Genomic DNA, 22,813 nt, shown 5'->3' on the forward strand with positions numbered 1-22,813 from the left:
CGCCGGCCAAAGCCTAGTCGCGAGCGAACCACGGCGCAATGGGTGGTGCGACGCTTGCCCTGGCGAACGTCGCCGGGGCATGATGCGGGACGGGAACGGAATCCATCCGACAGCCGCCAGGCAAACCATAACGACGATAAACGACATCTTATGTGGCCTTCCTTCACGCTGAATCGACCGCTGACCTGGTTGGGCCTAGCGGCACTGGCTGCCGCTAGCGTATTGCCGTTGCTGACGCTGCGGCTGGTGGCGCTGGCCCTGGTCATGGTGGGGGTCGTCGATGTCTGGCGCCAGACCCGGCTGGAGCATCAGCGTCGCCGCCTCAGTGAGCAGGCCCTCGAGCTGTCGCCGGACGGCGTGATGATCACCGATACCGCCAACCGAATCGTGACCGTCAATCCCGCCTTTACCCAGATCACCGGCTATACCCCCGAGGAGGTTCGCGGGCTCAACCCCTCTTCCCTCTCCTCGGGGCGCCACGACAAGGCCTTCTACGACCGCTACTGGCAGACGTTGAAGACCACCGGGCGCTGGGAGGGCGAAGTCTGGAACCAGCGCAAGCATGGCGACCAGTACCCCGAGTGGCTGCGGGTCCAGGCCTGCCATGATCGCAAGGGCCGGGTGTCCCACTACGTGGGGCTATTCACCGATATCAGCCGCCACAAGGCACGCGAGCAGGACCTGCGTCGCATCGGCTTCGAGGATCCGCTGACCGGCCTGCCCAACCGGCGGCGGCTGCACGACCTGCTGGCCTCGCGCCTGCGCCATTTGCGCGCGGGAGAAGGCCTGGACCTGGCGCTGGTCGATATCGACGCCTTCAAGGCGATCAACGACACTCTCGGCGTCGATAGCGGGGATCGCCTGCTGTCCCGCTTCGGCCAGCGGCTGGCCGCGCAGGTGGCCGGCGGGATCGTCGGGCGGCTGGGCGGCGACGAGTTCATGGTCATCCGCACCACCACCTTCGACGACCACGAGAAGTGGGTCTCCAGCCTGCGTCATCACCTGAGCGAACCCTTCGAGATCGACGACAATTCGCTGCACCTGGGATTGACCATCGGCAGCTGCCGCGCGCCCGAGGATGGCAACGACCCCAATGTCCTGTTCCAGCGGCTCGAGTCCGCCCTCTACAGCGCCAAGCGGCACGGGCGCAACCACGACCGGCGCTTCCGCCCCTCGCTGGAAGTCGAGTCGGACCGCCACCTGACCATCCTCAACGAACTGCGCCAGGCCCTGGCCCAGGGATCGCAACTGGAACTCTACTACCAGACCCAGCATCGGCTCGACGATGGCGGGATGGTGGGGATGGAGGCGTTGCTGCGCTGGCACCATCCCGAGCATGGCCTGATCCTGCCCAGCGAATTCATTCCGCTGGCCGAGCGCCACGGGCTGATGCCCGCGCTGGGCAGCTGGGTCATCGATCAGGCGGTGGCCCAACTGGCGACCTGGCGAAGCCAGGGTCTGAACGTGCTGCCCGTGTGGGTCAATCTGTCGGCGCTGCAACTGATCCAGGGCGACCTCGAGTCCCACCTGATCTCTACCCTGAACCAGTATCGGGTACCGGCGCGGCTGCTCGGCCTCGAACTGACCGAGTCGGTGCTTCTCGACGAGCGCGCCGGCGACATCTCGCCGCGGCTGGAAGCGCTGCGGCGTGAAGGGCTGCAGATCGCCATCGACGACTTCGGGACCGGCTACTCGTCGATGGCCTACCTCAAGCGTCTGCCGGTCGACAAGCTCAAGGTCGACCGCGAGTTCATTCGTGCGCTGCCGCACGACCACGCCGATGCGGCGATCACCTCGGCGGTGCTGGCGATGGCGCAGGGGCTGAACCTGGATGTCATCGCGGAGGGCGTGGAGACCGCCGAGCAGCGCGATTTCCTGCTGGCGAGAGGGTGTCGCCACGTACAGGGATATCTCTATGCGCGACCGCAACCCGCCGGCGAGGTCGAAGCGCGGCTGCGCCAATCGGTCTCCAGCGTCTACTCCTGATCGGCTTCGTCCCGGCTCGACTCGATTGCCGGTCGGCGGTGCCCGCTCGCTCGTCGGCCGCCGAGATGCTGCGCCACGCCACCGCAGAGGCTAGCCCAGACGATCGCTTCGACCCCGATCGCCCAAGGGCGAATCTCGACCCCGGCCAGCGCCGCGCCCGAGAAATAGCTTAGCGGCCCGCCCAGGGCGCCGCAGGCGATCGCCAGGGCCCGGTAGCGCCATAGCCAGGCCAGGCAGTGATGGAGCGTGGTGGCGAAGAGCGGCCAGAGCGCCCATAGCCAGATGGGGAGCGCCCCTCCCATCTCGATGCCGCCGGCGGCTACCAGAGTGCCATCGACGACGATGCCGGCCAGCAACAACCCCAGCCACCAGCGCCACTCGCCCGGCCGCGCCAGCCAGCGCCAGTGAACGAGAAGGATGAGTGGCGTCGCGGCGATGGCCCAGAGCGAGCCGCCGAGCACGCAGAGGAACCAGCCGCCCTGAAACAGCAGGGCATTGATGGCGAGCGCTCCACCGCGGGCCGCGTCCTTCATGGGCCGGTGGCTACACGCCGCCGGTGAGCGGTGCGCGCCTGGCCTCCGGCTTGGCCAGCAGCAGATGACTGGTGCCGATGGTCCGTTCCAGGAACCCGCCTTCGCAGTAACAGAGATAGTAGCGCCACATGCGGATGAAGCGCTCGTCGTAGCCCAGCGCACGCACCTTGTCGAGACTGGACTCGAAGCGCAGGCGCCACTCCCGCAGCGTGCGGGCGTAGTGCAGACCGATCTCGTCCAGGTCGAGCAGGTTGAGCTGGGTGTGTCGGCTGAGGCCGTTGAGCAGCGCCGTGTGGGAAGGCAGAAAGCCGCCCGGGAAGATATAGCGCTTGATGAAGTCCATTTCGCGCTTGGCGGTCTCGAAGCGCTGGTCGCGAATGGTGATGCACTGGAGCAGCGCCAGGCCGTCCGGCTTCAGCAGCCGGTCGATACAGGCGAAGTAAGTGCCCAGATACTGGTGGCCGACGGCTTCCACCATCTCCACCGAGACCAGCCGGTCGAAGCGGCCCTCCAGGTCCCGGTAATCCTCCTTCAGCAGCGTCACCCGATCCGCCAGTCCGGCCTCGTCGACGCGCCTGGCGGTAAAGGCGTACTGCTCTTCCGAAATGGTGGTGGTGGTGACCCGGCAACCTCGCGTTCGGGCCGCATGAATCGCCAGCCCGCCCCACCCGGTACCGATCTCCAGCAGATGGTGGTGCGGTTCGATGGCGAGCTTGTCGAGAATGACATCGAGCTTGTGCGTCGATGCCTCTTCCAGCGTGGCCTCGGCACGCGGGAACACCGCGCTCGAGTACATCCAGTGCTCCCGATCCAGAAACGTCGCGAACAGCTCGTTGCCCAGGTCGTAGTGGGCCGCGATATGGCGCCGCGAGCCCCGCGTGGTATTGCGCTGGAGGGCGTGAAGCGCCGTCAGCGCCCAGCGGCGCAGGCGCGCGGTGCCGTTCTCCATGCCATCGTTGACGCGCTCGATATTGCGCGCGAACAGGCGAACCAGGCCGACCAGGTCGTCGACCTCCCAGGCGCCATCCATGTAGGCTTCCGCGACGCCGACGGTGCCGCCCAGGGCGAAGCGGCGCCAGACGCCCGGGTCATGGATGGTGATCTCGACGTGGACCGTCGACGGCCCGGCGTCGCCACGTCCCAGCTGATGAACGCTATCCCGTTCACGCAGCGTCAGCCTGCCGCCCTCCAGGTCGTCCAGCGCCCTGAGCATGCGGGGACGCAGCCAGCGCGACAGCCTCGGTGCGTCCGGGGTGGAAGGAGCGGTGGATGATCGGGCGGCCGTCATGACGAAGTCTCCCGTCCGGGATGGTCGTGGATCGGCGTGCGCTTGAGCCAGAGCCTGAGCGCCTGCCAGTGAATGGTGACGATGGTCTTGAGCGTCATGCCGGGATGCTTGACCAACTCCGCCACCAGCGCGGCTCGCGTCGCGGGCTTGAGCGTGAGTGTCAGCGTGGCGTCGAAATGACGCGCCTCCTGGTGCCATGTCTCCATGTGCATCAGCAGGCGCGCTTCCGGCGAGTTGAAACGCCAGTGGTAACGCATCTCCATCGGATTGAAGGGCGAGACGTGCAACCGCTTGTCGAACGCGGCTTGCTGGGTGTGGCGTGTCGGATCGACCCGGCAGGCGTAGACCTGGCGCTCCCGCCATGGAGTGTTGGTGACTTCACCCAGGACGGCCTGCAGCTGGCCTTGCCGGTCGTAGGCGTAATAGAGCGTCAACGGGTTGAACAGCATCCCGAACAGCCGGATCTGGCTCAGCATACGAATCGGTCCGTCCGGGGCGCTGCCCAGCTCCTCCCTGAGACGCGCCCGGACGGCATCCGACAGCGGCAGATCGTGCGGGGCCAGATAGTCCTCGCGACGAAAGCGGGCCAGGGCGCCGCGGCGCGTGCCGAAGCCGGGCGTCCTCGCCAGCAGCGCCGGCAGCTCATCGAGATCCAGCCACAGCATCCAGACGCGATAGTCGAAGGCGTGCCAGCGCGGCAGGAAGCGCCGGTGGCGCAGTTGGCCCACGGCGAGACGACTGTGGGGACAGGCATCGCTCAAGGGCATACCGTCCCTGCCTGGCGATCGGATGCGGCTGGGGATGCCGTCGTCGCGGGTGACGGCTGGCTGCCGTCGATCGCCTCGACCACACGCAGCGCGCTCCATACGCCGTCTTCGTGGAAACCGTTGCGCCAGTAGGCGCCGCAGAAATGGGTGCGCCGGGAGACACGGGATATCTCGCCGTGGCGGGCCTGGGCCTGCTGCGCGGATAGCGTGAACTGAGGATGGGCGTACTCGTGGCGGCCCAGCACGCGGGCCGGGTCGATGCTCTCCTCGTCGTTGAGCGTCACGCAGAAGGTGGTGTCGCTTTTCAACCGCTGGAGAATGTTCATGTTGTAGGTGACGGGCACGCAGGCTTCGGCATCGCGGCCGTCGAGGCGATAGTTCCAGCTCGCCCAGGCCCGGCGGCGGCGCGGCAGCATGCCGGTGTCGGTGTGCAGCACGACGCTGTTGCGACGATAGCCGATGGCGCCCAGCACGTCCCGCTCGGCGCGACTCGCCTGGCCGCCCAGGATGGCCAGCGCCTGGTCGCTGTGGCAGGCGAACACCACCTGATCGAAATGTCGCTCACCGGCGGCGGTGTGGAGGCTGACGCCGCCGTCGTCCCGGGCCAGTCCAACCACGGGGGTCGAGAGATGGGTGCGTTCGCGATAGGGCTCGGTGAGCGGGGCGATGTAGGTTCGGGAGCCTCCCTTGATGGTGCGCCACTGGGGGCGGTCGGTCAGCGACAGCAGACCGTGGTTATGGAAGAAGCGCACGAAGAAGCGGGCGGGGAAGTCGCGCATGCCGGCTTCGCTGGCGGACCAGATCGCGCCACCCATGGGCAGCAGGTAGCGGCGCTGGAAATCTTCGCCGTAATCCTCGCCGGCCAGGTAGTCGCCCAGGGTCAGCGTTGGCGACAGGCGGTCGGCCAGGAAGTCGCGGGTCGCCCGGCGGTTGAACCGGACGATGTCGTTGAGCAGGCGGTAGAAGCGCGGACGCAACAGGTTGCGGCGCTGGGCGAACAGGCTGGTCAGGGTGTGGCCGTTGTATTCGAAGTCGCGACCGCTCTCGTGGACCGAGAAACTCATCTCCGTCGCCTGACCCGGGACGCCCAGCGAGTCCATGAGTGCCTCGAAGAGCGGATAGGTGCGATCGTTGTAGACGATGAAGCCGGTATCGATCGCGTGTCGTTCGGTCCCGGTGTCGACATCGAGGGTCGCGGTGTGGCCACCCAGGCGTGAATCGGCCTCGAACAGAGAGACCTGATGGCGACGGGAGAGATAGTGGGCGGCGGTCATGCCGGCGATGCCGCTGCCGATCACCGCGATCCGCTGCGGGGGCTGGGTCATGCCGACTCTCCACGGCGGCGGTTGGCGATGCGCAGGCCGAAGCGCCGGCGCAGTGCCGGGGGAAGGATACCCAGCGTCTTGACCAGAAACGTGAAGCGACGCGGGAAATGAATATCCAGTCGACCTCGCTCGAGGCCATCGATGATGTAGTTCGCGGCCTGCTCCACTTCGATCTGCATCGGCATCGGGAAATCGTTGCGCTCGGTCAGCGGTGTCTTGACGAACCCCGGGTGAATCACGCTGACGTCGATCGACTCGGCGTCTAGGTCGAGGCGCAGGGACTCCAGGAAATGCGATATCGCCGCCTTGGAGGCGCCGTAGGCTTCCGCGCGCGGCAGCGGCAGGTAGGCGGCCGCACTGGAAACGCCCGCCAGTATCGGCCGTCGTTCGCCGCCCCTGGCCTGGCGCAGCAGGGGTAGCGCGGCGTCGATGGCATGGAGCGTGCCCTGAAAGTTGGTGGCGAACACGCGTTCGACCAGATCGACGTCGAAACGGGCGACATCCAGGTATTCACAGGTGCCGGCATTGAGCAGTGCGATATCGAGACCGCCAAAGACGTCGTCGATGGCATTGCCGGCACGACGCGTGGCGTCACGATCGGTGAGATCGGCCGGTACCACCAGGGCATTGTCGTGCCCCTCTGCCAGCTGTCGCAGCGCATCTTCCCGACGCGCGGTCAACGCGACGCGATGACCGTCGCCGAGCAGCCGCTTGGCCAGGGCTTCGCCGATACCCGATGTCGCCCCCGTCAGCCAGATCCGCCGGGTTCCCGAGAGACTCGCCATGACCCTTCCTCGTTGGTGTGAAAAACCGTTCGGCGCCAGTGGTTGCCGACGCTTCGGATCAGAGCCGCTTCTTGACGCCCTTGACCAGCCATCCCACCACCGGCAGATGTTCGTAGAGCATGGCCCCTGCATCGAAGTAATCGCGATGACGGCAGACCCGCTGACCTTGCCACTGAAGATGGGAGCAGCCGGCCACGTTGATGTTACGTCCGCCATCCAACCTTGGATGCGCCAACTGCATGGTCCAGGTCAGAAAACAGGTGGCGTCGACCAGCTGTCGGTCGTGAAACTCGAAATGGCAGTGGCGGACGCCTTCCATCAGGTCGGCGTAATAGGCCATCAGGTTGTCGCGGCCGACGTGATGGTGCAGGGGGTCGGCGAAATCGACATCGTCGCTGTAGCACTCCGCGAGGGCGGGAAGGCGGCTGGACGTCAGCGGCTGGAAGAGGGTGCAGAAGTGCGTCAGTGACTCGATGGTTGGCGCTTCGGGTGGTGTCATGGAGGCTCCCTGAATCGTGATCGGCGTTGTCATCGGCATGCCGTGTCGCCGGTATCAGCCGAGGTTCTTGAACGCCTCGAGCGCCCGCTCTCTGGCGCGCTTGTGATCGACGATCGCCTGGGGATAGCCGGTCTTGTGGCGCTGTTCCGCGCTGGGTTCATGGCGGGCCTTGGCCGGCAGATCGGCCAGCTCCGGAAGCCAATGGGCGATGAAAGTCGCCTCCGGGTCGAAGCGCCGGGACTGGGTCGTCGGGTTGAAGATCCGAAAGTAGGGCGAGGCATCGGTACCGGTCGATGCGGCCCACTGCCAGCCGCCGTTGTTGGAGGCGAAATCGCCGTCCACCAGATGCTCCATGAAGAACGCCTCGCCACGACGCCAGTCGAGCAGCAGGTGCTTGCTCAGGAACATCGCCGTCACCATGCGCAGCCGGTTGTGCATCCAGCCGGTGGCGACCAGTTGCCGCATCGCGGCATCGACCAGCGGGAAGCCGGTACGACCTTCGCACCACGCCTCGAACTCCTTGTCGCTGTAGCGCCAGTTCAACTTGTCGGTTTCGAGTTTGAAGGGCCGGTGGCGGCAGACGCGGGGAAAGCCGACGACGATATGCTGGTAGAACTCGCGCCAGACCAGTTCGTTGGTCCAGCTCGCCAGGCCAGCGTCGCCATCGGCCAGATGACCGCCGTTATTGGCCATCACCGCCTGCAGGCACTGGCGGTGGGAGATCATTCCGGTGGAGAGATAGGCGGAGAGCTCACTGGTGCCGGCGATGGCGGGAAAGTCGCGATCTTCAGCGTAGCGACGCGCCCGCTGCTGCAGAAAATTGGCCAGCCGGTCGGCGGCGGCTTCCTGTCCTGCCGGCCAGGAGCGATCCTCCGTCTCGGCGGGGGCGGGGGGGGCCACATCGGAGCGGTCCTGCCGCGGCAATGCCGGAATCCGGTCGCTGGAGATTTCCAGCTTGGCCTGACGCCGGGGCGTTTCGCGCAACGCCAGTTGATCCGCGCCCACGCGTTGGTGCCAGGCTCTGGAGAACGGCGTGAAGACCTTGTAGTACTCGTCCTGCCCGGTCAGCAGCTCGCCCGGCTCGAAGGCGATGTGATCGGTGTAGTCGAAGACGGCGAGACCCGCGCGCGTGAACTCGTCGGTCACCTTCTCGTCACGCCGCTGCTCGTCGAGGGGATACTCGCGATTGAAATGGAGCGCCTGGGCGTCGAGCCGACGAGCCGCCTCCAGCAGTGTTCCGGGGGCCGCATCGAAATCGTCGATGTCGCGATAGAGCAGTGGGATGTTGAGCGCTTTCAACTCGTCCTGAAGCGCGACGACGCCACGATGCACGAACGATATCTTGTTGGCGCCATGCCCATGGCTTCGCCACTGCCGCCTGCAGGCGAGGAAGATGCCGACGACCGGCCCCTTCCTGGCTGCCGCGCTCAACGCGGAGTGATCGAGGGTCCTGAGGTCGTTGCGGAACCAGACCAGTTGCGTCGATGACATGGGCACTACTTCCCTGTTGCCGGTAAATGGACGGCGCATCCTTGCACCGCGAGCTGCCGCGCTTCACGCCCGTCATGCCGGCCACCGCCGCGGTCGGCGCAGAACTCAGATGCCTGCGTCGATCATCGCTCGCATGCGGCTCAACGCCTGGCTCATGTCCTCTCCCAGCACGGCGACGGCGGTGTTCTCCAAGTCGCTGGCGCGAATACGGGCGACGGGGCCCACCAGGCACACCGGCGCTTCGCACTGCTCCGCCAGGCGCGGGAGCTGGCGACGGATGACGTCGCTGCGCTCGGCATGACCGCTGGCGAGCAGCAGCGCCTGTGTACCGAGGCGTTCGACGGCGAGCGGGAACTCGCTCAACGGCACCTCCCCGTCGATCAACTGGACCCGATAGTCCGAGGCCGAGGCTGCCAGCCCCATCAGCAGGGACCAGAATCCGCTGCTGTCATCCGGCAGGCTCGCCACCAGGACGGTCCCCGCGTTGCTCAACTGGTTGGCGTGGTAGATCCGGGTCCCGATACGGGTACGCAGGAACGACTCCAGCACCCGGCGTTGAAGTGTCGCGCCGAATTGGTCGCCCCAGCGCTCCTCCAGTTGGGAGATCACTGGCTGCCATAGCTCGGCGATACAGAGCCCGACCGGGTAGAGCGACAGGCTCTGGTTGAACAGCGCCTCGAGCCGCCCGGTATCCAGCGCTTCCACGGCCTGGATCACGTGCTGGCGCTGGCTGGCCCAGTCCCCCATCTGGGGCGCGGGAGTTTCGACGGTCTCCGGCTGGTCGAGCAGTTCGCGCACCTGGCTGACCGGGACGCCCCGGTTTAGCCACTGCAGGATGCGCTCCACGCGCTCGATGTCGTTGCGCCCGTAGAGGCGGTGGCCTTTCGGCGTGCGCTGGGGGCGGATCAAGCCGTAGCGTCGCTCCCAGGCCCGCAATGTGACGGAATTGACTCCAGTGAGTCGCGATACTTCACGAATCGGGTAGAGCGGCGCGGCACTGGAATCCACTGCCTTGTAAGTCATGCAAGTCCTCCCACGAGGTCTCTGCGTGCGCCGTCTCGTCGAATGGGGTGTTCCATGTCAATGTAGCGAGTCATTACTGCGGGCCAGAAGGGTTCAGGACATCGGCTACGATCATCTGTCGCCGCCGCACCATGGCGTTCGGCCGGGTAAAGTCCTGACGCCTTGTCACCGCCACCCCACCTGGGTCGGGCGCCGGTCGCCACGCAGTCGATGACCTCGACGAGTCGTGACGAGACGATGGATGTAGTCTCGATAGCCCAAGGATGGGTGAATATATTGTACGGTTCAAGTGGTTTGTACAACATTAATGCAATACATGGCAGCCCGTCCCGCCTGCAGTCGGGACTCGACCATGGCGGCGAGTGCCTCGACCAATGCCGTATGCCCGTCCGTGGTGGAGACGAGAGCGAGGATCTCGAACCGGGCGATACCTTGGGCTGCCGTCACCGGGCATCGCTGCAACCGAATCCCATGAGGCTCATGGCCGATCGGGTCATGCTGGCTCCCGGACGATCGGGTTGACACCGATGGGCGCGTGCAGGCGTTGGGGGTGCTAACCTGTGAATATTGTACAACACCGATACGATCGGGAGTAACGGCCATGCGTTTATTGATCACTGGCGGCACGGGCTTCGTCGGGCGACGGTTGATCGAGCGGGCACTGGCGGCCGGCCACGAGGTGATGGTGATTTCCCGAGACCCCGAGCGGGCTCGCCGGCGCCTTCCCCATGACGTCCGCATCGGCGACGATGCCACGGATTTCGCGTCGACCCCGCCCGAGGCCATCGTCAACCTGGCCGGCGAGCCGATCGCCGACCGGCGCTGGAGCGATCCGCAGAAGACCCGGCTGGTCGAGTCACGACGTCACGCAACGCGGGATGTCGTCGCACTTTGCGAGCAGCTGGCGCAGCAGGGTCGGGCGCCTGAGGTGCTCGTCTCCGGTTCGGCCATGGGATTCTACGGCGATCAGGGCGACCGCGAGGTGACCGAGGAGACGCCGCCGCACGATGAATTCGCCCATCGGCTGTGTCGGGCCTGGGAAGCGGAAGCCGTCAAGGCCGAAGCGTTCGGGGTGAGAGTCGCCTGCCTGCGCACCGGGCTGGTGCTGGATGCCGGCGGCGGCACGCTGGCCAAGCTGATGCCGGCGTTCAAGTTGGGGTTGGGGGGGCGTCTTGGCGACGGGCGACAGTACATGCCGTGGATCCATCGTGAGGACCTGGTCGGCGCGATCGAGTTCCTGCTCGCGGAATCCTCGTTGAGCGGGGCTTTCAACGGCTCGGCGCCCAATCCGGTGACCAATGCCGAGTTCACCCGTGCCATGGGACGTCATCTGCATCGTCCCACGGCGCTCTGCGTGCCCGCCCCGGTGCTGAAGCTCGGGCTGGGAGAGATGTCGCGTCTGCTGCTGACCGGCGCCCGCATGCGGCCGCAACGGCTGCAGGAGGCCGGCTTCACCTTCCGCTACCCCACCCTGGACGAGGCGCTGGCGGCAATCGTTTCACGCTGACCCGCGGGCGGCGATTGCCGCCTCGACAAGAGAGCTTCGGCGGGGCCTATCGCGCGTCCTTGTCGACGGTGACGATCACCCGCACCGCGTCGAGACGCAGCGACGCGCTCTCGATGACGCTATCGAGGGCTTGGCGCTCGTCGCTCATCGCTCGCATTTCGTCGTCGCGAATGGCGCCGTTGTGTCGCGATAACGCCTTGAGCCGCGAGAGTTCCAGGTCCAGCGTTTCCCGCATCTCTCGCTGCGCGCGCTCGACCAGCGTCGGCAGTTCGCGTTGTGCCTCCCGCTCGCCTTCCACCAGCAGCTTGCGCAACTGGTCGTGACGCGACTTCAGCAGTTCCCTGGCAACGCCTTTCTTGACCCGCTGAAGGTTGCGGGAGAGTCCGCTGAACGTGACCTTGTCCGACAGGTTGGCGCCGCTCTCGTCGAGCAGGACGCGAATACCCGTGTCCGGCAGGAAGCGTCCCAGCTGCAGTCGGCGCGGAGCCGGGCAGTGGGTGCGGTAGATCAGCTCGAGCATCAATCTGCCGCCGGGAATGCTGGGATGCTTGAGCAGGGCGAGCGCGGTGTTGCCGAGGCTGGAGTCGAGCACGCGCTCCATCACGGTCATCACCAGCGGGTGTTCCCAGGAGAGACGCTGGATGTCGTCGCGTGCCAGCGCCCTTGCGCGCGAGTAGGTGACGGTGAACCCCTCGTCGCCCTGGGCCAGGCCGGGAAGGCTGTCGATCATGTGGGCGCCCGGCGTGAGATGCATCAGCCCGTTGCCGAGATCCCGGCTGTCGACGCCGAAGACGTCCAGCGCCTGATCGACGTAGCGTGGCAGGGCGCTGTCGTTGTCCTGCTCCACCACCGTGCTGATCACCGCATCGGCGCGCTCGGGGCGGCACGCATTCCACTCCAGTAGCCGGTTGCGACCGGCTTCGCGTTCGGCGAGGCGGGCGTCGTTGAAGGTGCGGGTCTCCTCGATCAGGGCGTCCAGGCCGCCACTGTCCTCATCACCGTCGTCGAGGCTCTCGCGCAAGGCGTCGCCGAAAGCCTCGAGCACGTCGCCCCCCGCCGCGTGCGGGGCCTCGAATGCGGCGAGACCATCCCGATACCAGCGCAGCAGTGCTTCGCTGGGGCTGCCTTCGATCACCGGGACGTGAATGTCGATGGGGTGCAGCTGGCCGATGCGGTCGAGTCGTCCGATGCGCTGCTCCAGCAGATCGGGATGCCACGGCAGGTCGAACATCACCAGGTGATGGCAGAACTGGAAGTTGCGCCCCTCGGAACCGATCTCGGAGCAGATCAGCAACTGGCAGCCGCTATCGTCGTCGGCGAAGGCGGCGGCGGCGCGATCGCGCTCGACCAGGCTCATCTCTTCATGGAAGACCGGTGCCTGGACGCCGGCGCGCACGCGCATCGCCTCGGCCAGATCCACGGCGGTCTGGCGCCGATGGGCGATCACCAGGACCTTCTGCTGGCTGCCCAGGGTCTCGAGCTGGCCGATCAGCCATTCGACCCGGGGATCGAATCGCCACCACTGGACCTCATCGTGGTTCGCATCATCGTGCAGGGCGCGGTAGGCCGCTTCGGGATAGAGGCGAGCCTCGTGCGTACTCAGGTCGGCAGCGGTCAGCCGGGCGGCAAAGTGGTCGTTGCCCTCGCGCAGCTCCTGGAACTGGTCGCGATAGGCCGATGGCATCGACAACGAGGCGACGTGGAGGTGGCGCTCGGGAAATCCCCCGACATGGCGCCGGCTGTTACGGAACATGACGCGGCCGGTGCCATGGCGGTCCAGCAACTGTTCGCGCAGCTGGCGGCGCGCGCTCTCCCGCTGGCCGGTATCGCTCTCGCTGTCCAGCAGCGTCTCGAGCAGCGCGCGACTGTCGCCGTCATCGATGATGGCGCCGATGCGGTCGCGGTCGGCGGCGTTGCCCGGCAGCCGCTCGAGCGCCTCGATCGCCGCCGCCACGGCCGCGTAGCCGGCCTCCTCTTCACGAAAGCGCTCCAGGTCGTGGTAGCGATCGGGGTCGAGCAGGCGCAGTCGGGCAAAATGGCTCTCCAGTCCCATCTGCTCCGGCGTCGCGGTCAACAGCAGCAGGCCCGCGATACGCGCCGAGAGTCTCTCGATGCAGGCATAGCCCGGTCCCTCGGCCTGCGGCGACCAGTCGAGGTGGTGTGCCTCGTCGACGATCAGCAGGTCCCACTGGCACGCCTCGATCTGGCGCTGACGATGGGGATTGGCGAATAGCCACTCCTGGCTGGCCAGGATGCACTGGCCGCTCTCGAAGGGGTTCTCTTCGTCGAATGCCTCGCTCTGGGCCTCGTCCAGCAGGGTGACCGAAAGCGAGAAGCGGCGCAGCAGTTCGATCAGCCACTGATGGGTCAGGCTGGAGGGCACCAGGATCAGGGCGCGGTCGACGCGTCCGGTCAACAGCAGGCGATGCAGGATCAGCCCGGCTTCGATGGTCTTGCCCAGCCCGACTTCGTCGGCAAGCAGCACGCGGGGCGCGTGACGCCGTGACACCTCGTCGGCGATGTACAGCTGGTGCGGGATCAGATCGATACGGGGTCCCGCGAGCCCCAGCGCCGGACTGCGGGCGATACGCTGGTGGTGATGCAGCGAGCGGTAGCGCAATTCGAACCAGTCGTTGCGATCGACCTGTCCGGTCAGCAGGCGGTCCTGCGCCTGGTGGAAACGCATGCTGTCGGAGAGCTTGGCTTCGCTGAGCGACACGGCCGCGCCGTCGTCGGTCCGGCCATGATAGATCACGCACCCATCGCGTTCCTCGATGCGCTCGACGGTCAGTTGGCCGCCGTCGGCGGTATCGATGCGATCGCCGGGCCCGAACACCACCCGGGTCAATGGGGCCTGGCGGGCGCTATAGGTGCGGGTTTCCTGACTGGCGGTGAACAGCACGGTAACGCTGCGTGCATCGACGGTGAGGATGGTGCCGAGCCCGAGCTCGGTTTCGCCGTCGCTGATCCAACGCTGGCCGGGAGAGAAATCGCTCATGGTGCCTCGGTCGTGTGTACGCTGCGGGAACGGATCGAATGGGCGACGCATTCTAGCCTAAACCGGGGTCGGCCTTAAGCATTGAAGGATTCGGCATGCCCGGTCAACGGCGTTACACTGCGCCGGCGTCCATCCAGGGCTCGAGGAGGGGGCATGGCGGGGACAAGGCAAAGAGATGGCCTGCGGCGCATCGCGATCGCCAGCCAGGCGGCGGGGTTCATCCTGATCATCACGCTGGAGACCGTGCTGGGGGATGCCGCGAGACCGTGGCAGGGCGCGACGCTTGCCGCGATGCTGGCTGCCGCCGGCTGGCTGGCGCTGGTCCGGCGCTATCGGCGCAACAGGGAGCGTCGCCGGCAGGAGGTGCGCGACGACGGCTGAGCGAGTCTCGTCAGCGGCCAGCGGGGCGTGGCCGGCTGCGGCAGTGGTTCACATCGGGGGCACGGTACCGTCGAGCCCGACGATCACCGCCTTGGCCTCGATCGGATCCTGGGTGATGTCTCCGGCGACGAAGACCGCCGCACCCTGCTCGAGATCGTCCATGGAGCCCTTGCTGACCTTCACGGTGGGCACATCGCTCGGCACGAGAATCTGCTTGCTGCCATCGCCGTAGTCGACGGTCAGCGTCATCATGCCGTCTTCGTCGGCGGCACGGTTCACGGTGCCGTTGGTCATGGTCGAGCCGCCGGGGGCGCCGCCCATCTCGCCACCGCCGTCGGTGGCACTGACGGTACCATTGGTCATGGTCGAGCCACTGCCGCTGCCGCCCAGTTTTTCACCGCCGAATCCCCCCTCGGTGGCGCCACGCGGCATATCCCAGGGGTAGTCGCCTTCACCGGTGCCTTTCATCGATTCCGGGAAGATCACCATCTCCAGCGCTTTCGCCGGCTGCCCGTCCTCGCCGGGCAGGTTGGCGGTGCCGATGAACGTTCCTTCTTCTATTTCGTCGAGGCTGCTCTTGCTGACGGCGGCGAGTCGGGTGTCATCGCCGATGGTCACCCGGTGGCTGCTGCCGTCGGTGATGGACTCGACGGTGATGCCGTCGTCGCTGACGGCGGTAATGGTGCCGCGCAGGTTGTTGGGGATGTTCTGTGCCGCCAGGGCGCTGGCGGCGAAACAGCCGACGGTCAGGCCGAACAACGCCATGCGAAGCGCGCGAGTTGCGGTGATGGCTGGCATGAGAATCCTTCTCCTTGCGAATCGTGGGGCGGCTAAGTTTTCTGAGAAAGCCGCTATCTGGAGTTCAGTCGATCGCGAGGAATTGTCAAGCACCCGCGCCCGTGGGGGCATCGCCGCCCAAGCGACGCCCGATAGCACGCTGGCGGCTCGGGTGGGCCCGCGAGGCTCGCTCCTCTGGCTGCAGCAATCGCATCGCGGATGCGGGAGGTGAACAAAGGCGGCGTTTACTGGGACTCGAGGACCGGCGAGCACTGGTCGAGGGTCTTGTCGAGCTCTGGGGGGCGGCTGTCTTCGCGATCGCCTGGATCGTAGTCGCGTTGCATCTTGCGGACCTCGGCGGCGGAAAAACGCGCCTGCAGGGCCTTGGTGGCGCATTCGCAGTAGCGCTCGACCTTGGGCCCTTCGATGCCACTGGCGGTGATATTGGCGCGGCACTGGGCCTGGGACGCCTCGATGGCTTTCGCCGGCCAGGGGGGCGGTGGCTCGCTCTCCTGTGCGCTGGCCTGGGCGACGCTGGCCAAGGCAAGACAGAGCGTGATGGTGGTGGTGCGAAGCCATGTGAACATGAGAATTCTCCTGGCGGGCATGCCTGTAGCGGACAGGTCCCTGGCAAGCGCTGGTGGCGAGAGGCGGGATTCGGCCCGAGCGACGTCTCCGCAAGGCGCAGGCGTGTTCGACTCGGCGCCACCCTGTCCAGGCTGGGGTTCCCCGAGGCCTTCCGGAGAGCTTCCTCTATCCCTCTCCTGTACCACTTTAGGGAGTGTGGCCACGCTTGCCCATGCTTCTTAGGTGGGGCCGGCGGTCGAGCGCTTCCGCGCGAGACGCGGCCGGGGCGCAAGAGGCGCTGCGCGGAGCGTTGCGGTCGAGGCTGGACGGCCACGCCGGGCCAGACGTAAAAACGCCCGCCAGGCAGGGCCTGAACGGGCGTTTCGCAATACGGTGGTCGGAATAGCAGGATTCGAACCTACGACCTCTGCCTCCCGAAGGCAGCGCTCTACCAAGCTGAGCTATATTCCGATCAAATCGTCGATTCGTGCCGTTTGGGGCTGTTCGACGGAGGTGAATTATACTCATCGAAGGGCGTGGTGCAACCCCGATCGTGCTGCCTTTTAGACGTCACGCTCGACGGCCACCCGCGTCAGTGTTTCCATGCTGTCGCGATAAGGGCTTGGCGGCAGGATCTCCAGCTGTGCACGGGCCTTCTCGGCCATCTCCTCGGCGCGACGCTGGGTGTAGTCGAGAGCGCCGGTTTCGCGCACGATCGCCAGCACGTCCGCCAGCCGTTCCAGGCCTCCGTCGGTGATCGCCTGGCGGATCAGCTCGGACTGCTCCTGCGTCCCTTCGCGCATGGCGTGGATCAGCGGCAACGTCGGTTTGCCCTCGGCGAGATCGTCGCCCACGTTCTTGCCCATGGTGTCGGCGTCACCCTGGTAGTCGAGCAGGTCGTCGACCAGTTGGAACGCGAGCCCCAGGTAACGGCCGTAGAGCTGCAGCGCCTGCTCCTGCTCGGCATTGGCGTCGGCGAGAATGGCGCCGCTGTGGGAAGCCGCCTCGAACAGCATGGCCGTCTTGCCCTGAATGGTATCGAAGTAATCCGACTCCTCGATGTCGGCATTGCCGATATTGGTCAACTGCTGGACTTCGCCCTCGGCGATCACGCAGGTGGCGCTGGAGAGTACCTGCATGATCCGCATCGACCCGACCTCGACCATCATCTGGAACGAGCGCGAGTAGAGAAAGTCGCCGACCAGCACCGACGGCGCATTGCCCCAGGTGTCGTTGGCGGTAGCCTTGCCGCGCCGCCGGCTGGACTCGTCGACGACGTCGTCGTGCAGCAGCGTGGAGGTGTGCATGAACTCGATCAGGGTCGCCAGGGTGATGTGCTTGTCACCGGGGTAGTCCAGCGCGCGCGCTGCCAGGAGCACCAGTAACGGGCGCAGCCGCTTGCCGCCACTCTCGATGATGTACTGGCCGATGGTCTCGACCAGCGGGATTCGCGACGCCAACTGATCGAGAATCGTACGATTGACGGCGGCGAAGTCCTCAGCCACCGATGCATGGATGGATGCAGCGTTGGATTGCATGGTCGGCTTGTCAATGAATCGGGTGGGGCCGCTCTGAGTCGGGCCGAGAGAGGCGATGTGAGGGGGTATGCTAGGTGGCGCCTACAGGTGCGTCAACCGACGAGGCGCGGCGACGGACCCGCGTTTCGCGCCGGCGCCGGCATCGGTGGATGTCAGTAGCGCGTCGGTACCGCAAAGGCTTGCCTGGTTTGGCTGCAATCGTTATAATCCGCCGCCCAACTCATCATGCTCCCTGTCAGATGGTTGCCGGAAGGGGCACCACTCGACGCAGGTCGATGAAAGAGCGATCCGTACCGATGAGCTTGGCCGACGAGCTTAGGCTCCAAAAGCCCTGGAGAAAGAGTTATGTACGCTGTTATCAAGAGTGGCGGTAAGCAATACCGCGTGCAGGAAGGTCAGACACTCAAGCTCGAGAAGCTGGAAGTGCCGACCGGCGAGACCCTGGAATTCGACCAGGTCCTGCTGGTCGCCGACGGTGACGACATCAAGGTCGGCGCTCCGTTGGTCGGCGGCGCCAAGGTGTCCGCTGAGATCGTTTCTCACGGCCGCGGCGACAAGGTGCAGATCATCAAGTTCCGCCGCCGCAAGCATCACATGAAGCGTCAGGGCCACCGCCAGTGGTTCACTGAAGTCAAGATCACCGGAATCTCCGCTTAAGCGGGACATTCCCCCAGAGAGAGGTATTCGCCATGGCTCATAAGAAGGCCGCCGGTAGTACGCGCAACGGTCGCGATTCCGAATCCAAACGCCTGGGTGTCAAGCTGTACGGTGGACAGAAGGCTACGGCCGGCAACATCATCGTCCGTCAGCGCGGCACCAAGTTCCATCCGGGTAGCGGTGTGGGTATCGGCAAGGACCACACGCTGTTCGCACTGAATGACGGCGTCATCAAGTTCGAGCAGAAAGGCCCGAGAAACCGCAAGTTCGTGAGTGTAGTCTCCGCCTGAGACGTCACGGACCTTGTATGAAAAGCCCCGCTCAGGCGGGGCTTTTTCGTTGTTGCGGCAATATCATGCGGTATCCACGCGTGCGGCGCTCGCCGCCGGGAGAGTGACATGCAGTTCGTCGATGAAACCTCGATCACCGTCGAAGCCGGCAGGGGCGGTAACGGCTGCCTTAGCTTCCGGCGCGAAAAGTATGTGCCCAAGGGCGGCCCCGATGGCGGTGACGGCGGCCATGGCGGCAATGTCTACCTGATCGGCGACGAGTCGCTGAATACCCTGATCGACTTCAAGTTCCAGCGCTTCTACAAGGCGCAGAGCGGCCAGCAGGGGCAGGGTCGCCAGATGAGCGGCAAGGCCGGCGACGACCTCCACGTCAAGGTGCCGGTGGGCACCACGGTGATCGACGAGGACACCCTCGAGGTGATTGCCGACGTCACCGCCGAGGGCCAGGTGGTGCTGGTGGCACAGGGCGGGCGTCGTGGACTTGGCAACATTCATTTCAAGTCCTCGACCAATCGCTCGCCGCGCCGGACCACGCCCGGCACCGACGGCGAGCGGCGCAAGCTGCGCCTGGAGATGAAGGTGATGGCCGACGTGGGCCTGCTGGGCATGCCCAACGCCGGCAAGTCCACCTTGATCCGGGCGGTCTCCGCGGCCAAGCCGAAGGTGGCCAACTACCCCTTCACCACGCTGGTGCCCAACCTGGGGGTGGTCAAGCTCGGCACGCACGAGCACTTCGTGATGGCGGACGTCCCCGGGCTGATCGAAGGGGCCTCGGATGGCGCCGGGCTCGGGCTGCGCTTTCTCAAGCACCTCACCCGCACGCGGCTGCTGCTGCATGTGGTCGATGCCGCACCGTTCGACGAGTCCGATCCGGTTGCGGCGGTCGAGGCGATCGCCCGGGAGCTGTCGCAGTTCTCGCCAACGCTGGCGGAGCTGCCGCGCTGGCTGGTGGTCAACAAGCTCGATCTGCTGCCGGCGGAGGAGTGTGAAGCGCGGGTGGCGGATATCGTCTCGCGGCTCGACTGGCAGGGGCCGGTGTTCCGGATTTCGGCGATCTCCAGCGACGGCACTGGCGAACTGGTTCAGGCGGCGCACCGCTGGCTCACCGAGCAGCGGCAGCTGGAGAACGACGACGAAGAGGCCGCGGAGCGCGAGCGCGAGATGCGCCGGCGCATGGAGGCCGAATCGGTGGAGCGGGTGGAAGCGCACCAGACCCGTCTGCGGGTCAAGCGTGGCGAAGTCGTCGAGGAGTTCGACGATGACGACGACGACGATCATGACGTCGAGGTGGAATACACGCGTTGAGCCAACCGTGGGTCGGGGCATGTCGGGCGGAGAGTGAGATGGCGACGGATGAACGTATGGGGCGCGGTGTCCTCGAAGGCGCGAAGCGGGTCGTGGTCAAGATCGGCAGCGCGCTGCTGACCAACGATGGGCGCGGGCTCGACGACGCGGCCATCGGTGGCTGGGTCGACCAGATGGCGGAGCTGCATCGTCGCGGCGTCGAGGTGGTGCTGGTCTCCTCCGGCTCCATCGCCGAGGGCATGGTCAGGCTGGGCTGGCACGTGCGGCCGACCTCCGTGCACGAGCTGCAGGCTGCCGCTGCCGTCGGCCAGAGCGGGCTGTCCCGGTGCTACGAAACGCATTTCGCCCGCCATGGCCTGCGCAGTGCCCAGGTGCTGCTGACCCACGACGATCTCTCCAATCGCAAGCGCTATCTGAATGCGCGCTCCGCCCTGCGTACCCTGGTGCAGCTCGACGTGATCCCGGTGATCAACGAGAACGATACCGTCGTCACCGACGAGATCCGCTTCGGTGACAACGACACCCTGGGCGCGCTCGTCGCCAACCTGCTCGAGGCCGATGCGCTGCTGATTCTCACCGACCAGGAGGGGCTGTTCGACGCCGATCCGCGTCACAACGCCGATGCCAGGCTGATCGACGAGGCCCGGGCGGACGATCCCGGCCTCGATGCGGTCGCCGGTGGCGGGGGTCTGCTGGGCCGAGGCGGCATGGCGACCAAGTTGCGGGCGGCACGTCTGGCGGCGCGGTCAGGCGCGGTCACCGCGATCGCCAGCGGGCGCCAGTCGGCGGTGCTGACCCGGCTGCTCGAGGGCGCGTCGCTGGGAACACTGCTCTACCCAGATCACGCGCCGCTGGCGGCTCGCAAGCGCTGGCTTGCCGGACAGCTGCAGGTGCGCGGCACGTTGACCCTGGATGCCGGTGCGGTCAAGGTGCTGCGTGGCCAGGGATCGAGCCTGTTGCCGGTGGGGGTCAAGCAGGTGGAGGGCGCCTTTCGACGCGGAGACATGGTGGTGTGTGTCGACGAGCGAGGCGTGCGAGTGGCCAAGGGGTTGGTCAATTACTCGAGCGCCGACGCTGCTCGGCTCGTGGGACAACCCAGCCGGCGCATCGCCGAGATCCTGGGCTACATGGAAGCGCCGGAGTTGATTCACCGCGACAATCTGGTGGTGATCTGAAACGATCCGGAATTGTCAGTTGCTGCTGGATACCCCATGGGCCCTGTGATAGAATCCCGCATCCTCTCAGACATGGCCCGTTAAGACTGCCTGAATCGCAGTCTAAGATGGCTCCGAGACGCTTCCCGATTTGGGGGCCATCGAACATTCGGCCGAATCATTCAGGGTTGCCTGAAGCGGTTTCGAGGCTGTCCTGGGTGATTTAACTTACAGAATTGACTGTCAACATCTCCAAGGAGTCGACGGTGGCGAATACCAAGCAGGCGCGCAAGCGCGCACGTCAGGCGGAAGACCGCCGCAAGCTCAACGCTAGTCAGCGTTCCATGGTGCGTACCTATATCAAGCGTGTGATCAAGGCTATCCAGTCTGGCGATCAGGCGCAGGCGAACACCGAGTTCAAGGCCGCTCAGCCGGTCATCGATCGCATCGCCGACAAGGACGCCCTGTCCAAGAAGAAGGCCGCGCGCATCAAGAGTCGCCTGAACAAGCGAATTAAGGCGCTGGCTGCCTGAGCCGGACGCGCTTGACGAAAAACCGGCTTCGGCCGGTTTTTTTGTGGCCTGCCATCCATGGCGGCCACCCTGCTGGCCCTCGCTGCGCGACGCCAGAAATCGCTCCCGGCGATTTCTTGTGGCCGCCTTTCGTGACACGGGCGTCGAGGTCGCGGCACCGAAGCCAGGGTCTCGAGAGCACCGACTCGAGATCGCCACAGGGGCAGCGAAGCGCGCGATGAGAGATTTCCTGGAGTGAGTGACGGCGCGTCATGAGCGAACACGGACCTGCGGAAGAGACGGCGGACAAGGCGACGGCGGCCGACGCGGTGGAGGCGGTGGAGGCGGGGACCGCGACCCCGGTTTCGCGCTGCGGCCTGCTGCGCTCCGGCATGGTCGTCAGCACGATGACGCTGCTGTCACGCGTGCTCGGCCTGGCGAGAGATGTGGTGATCGCCGCGCTGCTGGGCGCCGGTAGCGGTGCGGACGCGTTTTTCGTGGCGTTCAAGATTCCCAACTTCATGCGCCGCCTGTTCGCAGAAGGGGCATTCAACCAGGCTTTCGTACCGGTGCTCTCGGAGTACGCCACCCGGCGCACCCGGGCCGAGGTTCGCGAGCTGCTCGACGCCGTCTCCGGCAGCCTCAGCGTGGTACTGGCGCTGATCACCGCGCTGGCCATCGCCGCCGCGCCATGGCTGGTATGGCTCTTCGCTCCCGGCTTCAAGGCGGATCCCGGCAAGCTGGCCCTGACCGCCGACATGCTGCGATTGACCTTTCCCTATCTATTGCTGATCTCGCTGACGGCCTTTGCCGGCAGCGTGCTCAACACCTGGGAACGCTTCGCGATACCCGCTTTTACGCCGGTGCTGCTCAACGTCTGCATGATCGGTGCGGCGCTGTGGCTGACTCCCTGGATGGACGATCCGGCCATGGGGCTGGCCTGGGGGGTGCTGATCGCCGGTGCGGCCCAGCTGCTGTTCCAGCTTCCGTTTCTGGCCCGGCTGGGGCTGATGCCGCGTCCGCGAGCGCGGTTCAGGCATCCCGGCGTCCGGCGCATTCTGCGCTTGATGACCCCGGCGCTGTTCGGGGTCTCCGTCTCGCAGATCAACCTGCTGCTGGATACGGTGCTGGCATCGTTCCTGGTTTCCGGCAGTGTCTCCTGGCTCTACTACTCCGATCGGCTGGTGGAGTTACCGCTGGGGGTGTTCGGGATCGCCATCGCCACGGTGATTCTGCCGGCGCTCTCCAAGCGCCATGCCGACGAATCCCGGGAACATTTCGCGCGCATGCTGGACTGGGCGTTGCGGATGGTGCTGCTGATCGGGCTGCCGGCCGCGCTGGCGCTGATACTGCTGGCCGAACCGCTGCTGGTCAGCCTGTTCCACTACGGCGCGATGACCGACCACGATGTGGTCATGGCCGCGCGCAGC

The 22,813-nt window shown here is 66.1% G+C and carries 21 protein-coding genes and 1 tRNA gene; 9 read left to right on the forward strand and 13 right to left on the reverse strand.

What is annotated here, in order from left to right; genetic code table 11:
- Positions 1 to 150: 150 nt before the first annotated feature.
- Positions 151 to 1,986, forward strand: a complete 1,836-nt coding sequence (locus tag Q0602_RS12775) for a bifunctional diguanylate cyclase/phosphodiesterase (RefSeq protein WP_298843857.1) — start codon at positions 151 to 153, stop codon at positions 1,984 to 1,986.
- On the opposite strand, the gene Q0602_RS12780 is transcribed toward Q0602_RS12775, so the two are convergent.
- From Q0602_RS12780 to Q0602_RS12815, 8 genes are all read right to left on the reverse strand, one after another.
- Positions 1,977 to 2,519, reverse strand: a complete 543-nt coding sequence (locus tag Q0602_RS12780) for a DUF2878 domain-containing protein (protein ID WP_298843860.1) — start codon at positions 2,517 to 2,519, stop codon at positions 1,977 to 1,979. The genes Q0602_RS12775 and Q0602_RS12780 overlap by 10 nt on opposite strands.
- A gap of 10 nt (positions 2,520 to 2,529) precedes the next feature.
- Positions 2,530 to 3,807, reverse strand: a complete 1,278-nt coding sequence (locus tag Q0602_RS12785; protein ID WP_298843862.1) for a cyclopropane-fatty-acyl-phospholipid synthase family protein — start codon at positions 3,805 to 3,807, stop codon at positions 2,530 to 2,532.
- Positions 3,804 to 4,568, reverse strand: a complete 765-nt coding sequence (locus tag Q0602_RS12790) for a DUF1365 domain-containing protein (RefSeq protein WP_295036642.1) — start codon at positions 4,566 to 4,568, stop codon at positions 3,804 to 3,806. The genes Q0602_RS12785 and Q0602_RS12790 overlap by 4 nt, the downstream gene beginning before the upstream one ends.
- Positions 4,565 to 5,899, reverse strand: coding sequence for an NAD(P)/FAD-dependent oxidoreductase (locus Q0602_RS12795; RefSeq protein ID WP_298843865.1), 1,335 nt, complete (start codon positions 5,897 to 5,899; stop codon positions 4,565 to 4,567). Before Q0602_RS12795 ends, Q0602_RS12790 begins: the two co-directional genes overlap by 4 nt.
- Positions 5,896 to 6,684: an SDR family oxidoreductase gene (locus Q0602_RS12800; protein WP_295036646.1), complete on the reverse strand. Its 789-nt coding sequence runs from the start codon at positions 6,682 to 6,684 to the stop codon at positions 5,896 to 5,898. Before Q0602_RS12800 ends, Q0602_RS12795 begins: the two co-directional genes overlap by 4 nt.
- Before the next feature lie 58 nt (positions 6,685 to 6,742).
- Positions 6,743 to 7,183, reverse strand: a complete 441-nt coding sequence (locus Q0602_RS12805) for a nuclear transport factor 2 family protein (RefSeq protein WP_298843868.1) — start codon at positions 7,181 to 7,183, stop codon at positions 6,743 to 6,745.
- A 54-nt stretch (positions 7,184 to 7,237) separates the two neighbouring features.
- Entirely contained in the window at positions 7,238 to 8,674 is a 1,437-nt protein-coding gene (gene phrB, locus Q0602_RS12810; RefSeq protein WP_298843871.1) for a deoxyribodipyrimidine photo-lyase, read from the reverse strand.
- Positions 8,675 to 8,779: 105 nt separating this feature from the next.
- Positions 8,780 to 9,697: a MerR family transcriptional regulator gene (locus Q0602_RS12815; protein WP_295036652.1), complete on the reverse strand. Its 918-nt coding sequence runs from the start codon at positions 9,695 to 9,697 to the stop codon at positions 8,780 to 8,782.
- Positions 9,698 to 10,298: 601 nt separating this feature from the next.
- On the opposite strand from Q0602_RS12815, the gene Q0602_RS12820 reads away from it, so the two are divergent.
- Positions 10,299 to 11,204: a TIGR01777 family oxidoreductase gene (locus Q0602_RS12820; protein ID WP_298843875.1), complete on the forward strand. Its 906-nt coding sequence runs from the start codon at positions 10,299 to 10,301 to the stop codon at positions 11,202 to 11,204.
- 46 nt (positions 11,205 to 11,250) lie between these two features.
- On the opposite strand, the gene rapA is transcribed toward Q0602_RS12820, so the two are convergent.
- Positions 11,251 to 14,202: an RNA polymerase-associated protein RapA gene (gene rapA / locus Q0602_RS12825; protein ID WP_298843878.1), complete on the reverse strand. Its 2,952-nt coding sequence runs from the start codon at positions 14,200 to 14,202 to the stop codon at positions 11,251 to 11,253.
- Positions 14,203 to 14,355: 153 nt separating this feature from the next.
- Here rapA and Q0602_RS12830 point away from each other — a divergent pair, with 153 nt between their 5' ends.
- Entirely contained in the window at positions 14,356 to 14,583 is a 228-nt protein-coding gene (locus Q0602_RS12830) for a hypothetical protein (RefSeq protein WP_295036657.1), read from the forward strand.
- Between the two features lie 48 nt (positions 14,584 to 14,631).
- Here Q0602_RS12830 and Q0602_RS12835 read toward each other — a convergent pair whose 3' ends face one another.
- The 4 genes from Q0602_RS12835 to ispB all read right to left on the reverse strand — a co-directional run bounded on the left by Q0602_RS12835 (position 14,632) and on the right by ispB (position 17,465).
- Entirely contained in the window at positions 14,632 to 15,381 is a 750-nt protein-coding gene (locus tag Q0602_RS12835) for a hypothetical protein (RefSeq protein ID WP_298843883.1), read from the reverse strand.
- Positions 15,382 to 15,605: 224 nt separating this feature from the next.
- A complete protein-coding gene (locus Q0602_RS12840) occupies positions 15,606 to 15,947 on the reverse strand; it encodes a hypothetical protein (RefSeq protein ID WP_295036659.1) in 342 nt (113 codons plus the stop codon).
- Positions 15,948 to 16,321: 374 nt separating this feature from the next.
- Positions 16,322 to 16,398: transfer RNA gene (locus tag Q0602_RS12845), tRNA-Pro, on the reverse strand.
- Positions 16,399 to 16,490: 92 nt separating this feature from the next.
- Positions 16,491 to 17,465 carry an octaprenyl diphosphate synthase gene (gene ispB / locus Q0602_RS12850; RefSeq protein ID WP_298843886.1) on the reverse strand — a complete coding sequence of 325 codons (975 nt, stop codon included), beginning with the start codon at positions 17,463 to 17,465 and terminating at the stop codon, positions 16,491 to 16,493.
- A gap of 345 nt (positions 17,466 to 17,810) precedes the next feature.
- On the opposite strand from ispB, the gene rplU reads away from it, so the two are divergent.
- From rplU to murJ, 6 genes are all read left to right on the forward strand, one after another.
- The gene (gene rplU / locus Q0602_RS12855; protein ID WP_071230753.1) at positions 17,811 to 18,122 is read left to right on the forward strand and encodes a 50S ribosomal protein L21; all 312 of its coding nucleotides are present in this window, start codon (positions 17,811 to 17,813) and stop codon (positions 18,120 to 18,122) included.
- A gap of 32 nt (positions 18,123 to 18,154) precedes the next feature.
- On the forward strand, positions 18,155 to 18,412 hold the full coding sequence (gene rpmA / locus Q0602_RS12860; RefSeq protein ID WP_110603387.1) for a 50S ribosomal protein L27: 258 nt from the start codon (positions 18,155 to 18,157) through the stop codon (positions 18,410 to 18,412).
- Between the two features lie 108 nt (positions 18,413 to 18,520).
- The gene (obgE, locus tag Q0602_RS12865; protein WP_298843889.1) at positions 18,521 to 19,717 is read left to right on the forward strand and encodes a GTPase ObgE; all 1,197 of its coding nucleotides are present in this window, start codon (positions 18,521 to 18,523) and stop codon (positions 19,715 to 19,717) included.
- 38 nt (positions 19,718 to 19,755) lie between these two features.
- A complete protein-coding gene (proB, locus tag Q0602_RS12870; RefSeq protein ID WP_298843891.1) occupies positions 19,756 to 20,892 on the forward strand; it encodes a glutamate 5-kinase in 1,137 nt (378 codons plus the stop codon).
- Positions 20,893 to 21,137: 245 nt separating this feature from the next.
- Positions 21,138 to 21,404 carry a 30S ribosomal protein S20 gene (gene rpsT, locus Q0602_RS12875; protein ID WP_295036667.1) on the forward strand — a complete coding sequence of 89 codons (267 nt, stop codon included), beginning with the start codon at positions 21,138 to 21,140 and terminating at the stop codon, positions 21,402 to 21,404.
- A 251-nt stretch (positions 21,405 to 21,655) separates the two neighbouring features.
- On the forward strand, positions 21,656 to 22,813 hold a 1,158-nt coding region (murJ, locus tag Q0602_RS12880; protein ID WP_298843894.1), incomplete at its 3' end, for a murein biosynthesis integral membrane protein MurJ.

The organism is uncultured Salinicola sp. (genome assembly GCF_937921195.1).
GTDB lineage: Bacteria > Pseudomonadota > Gammaproteobacteria > Pseudomonadales > Halomonadaceae > Salinicola.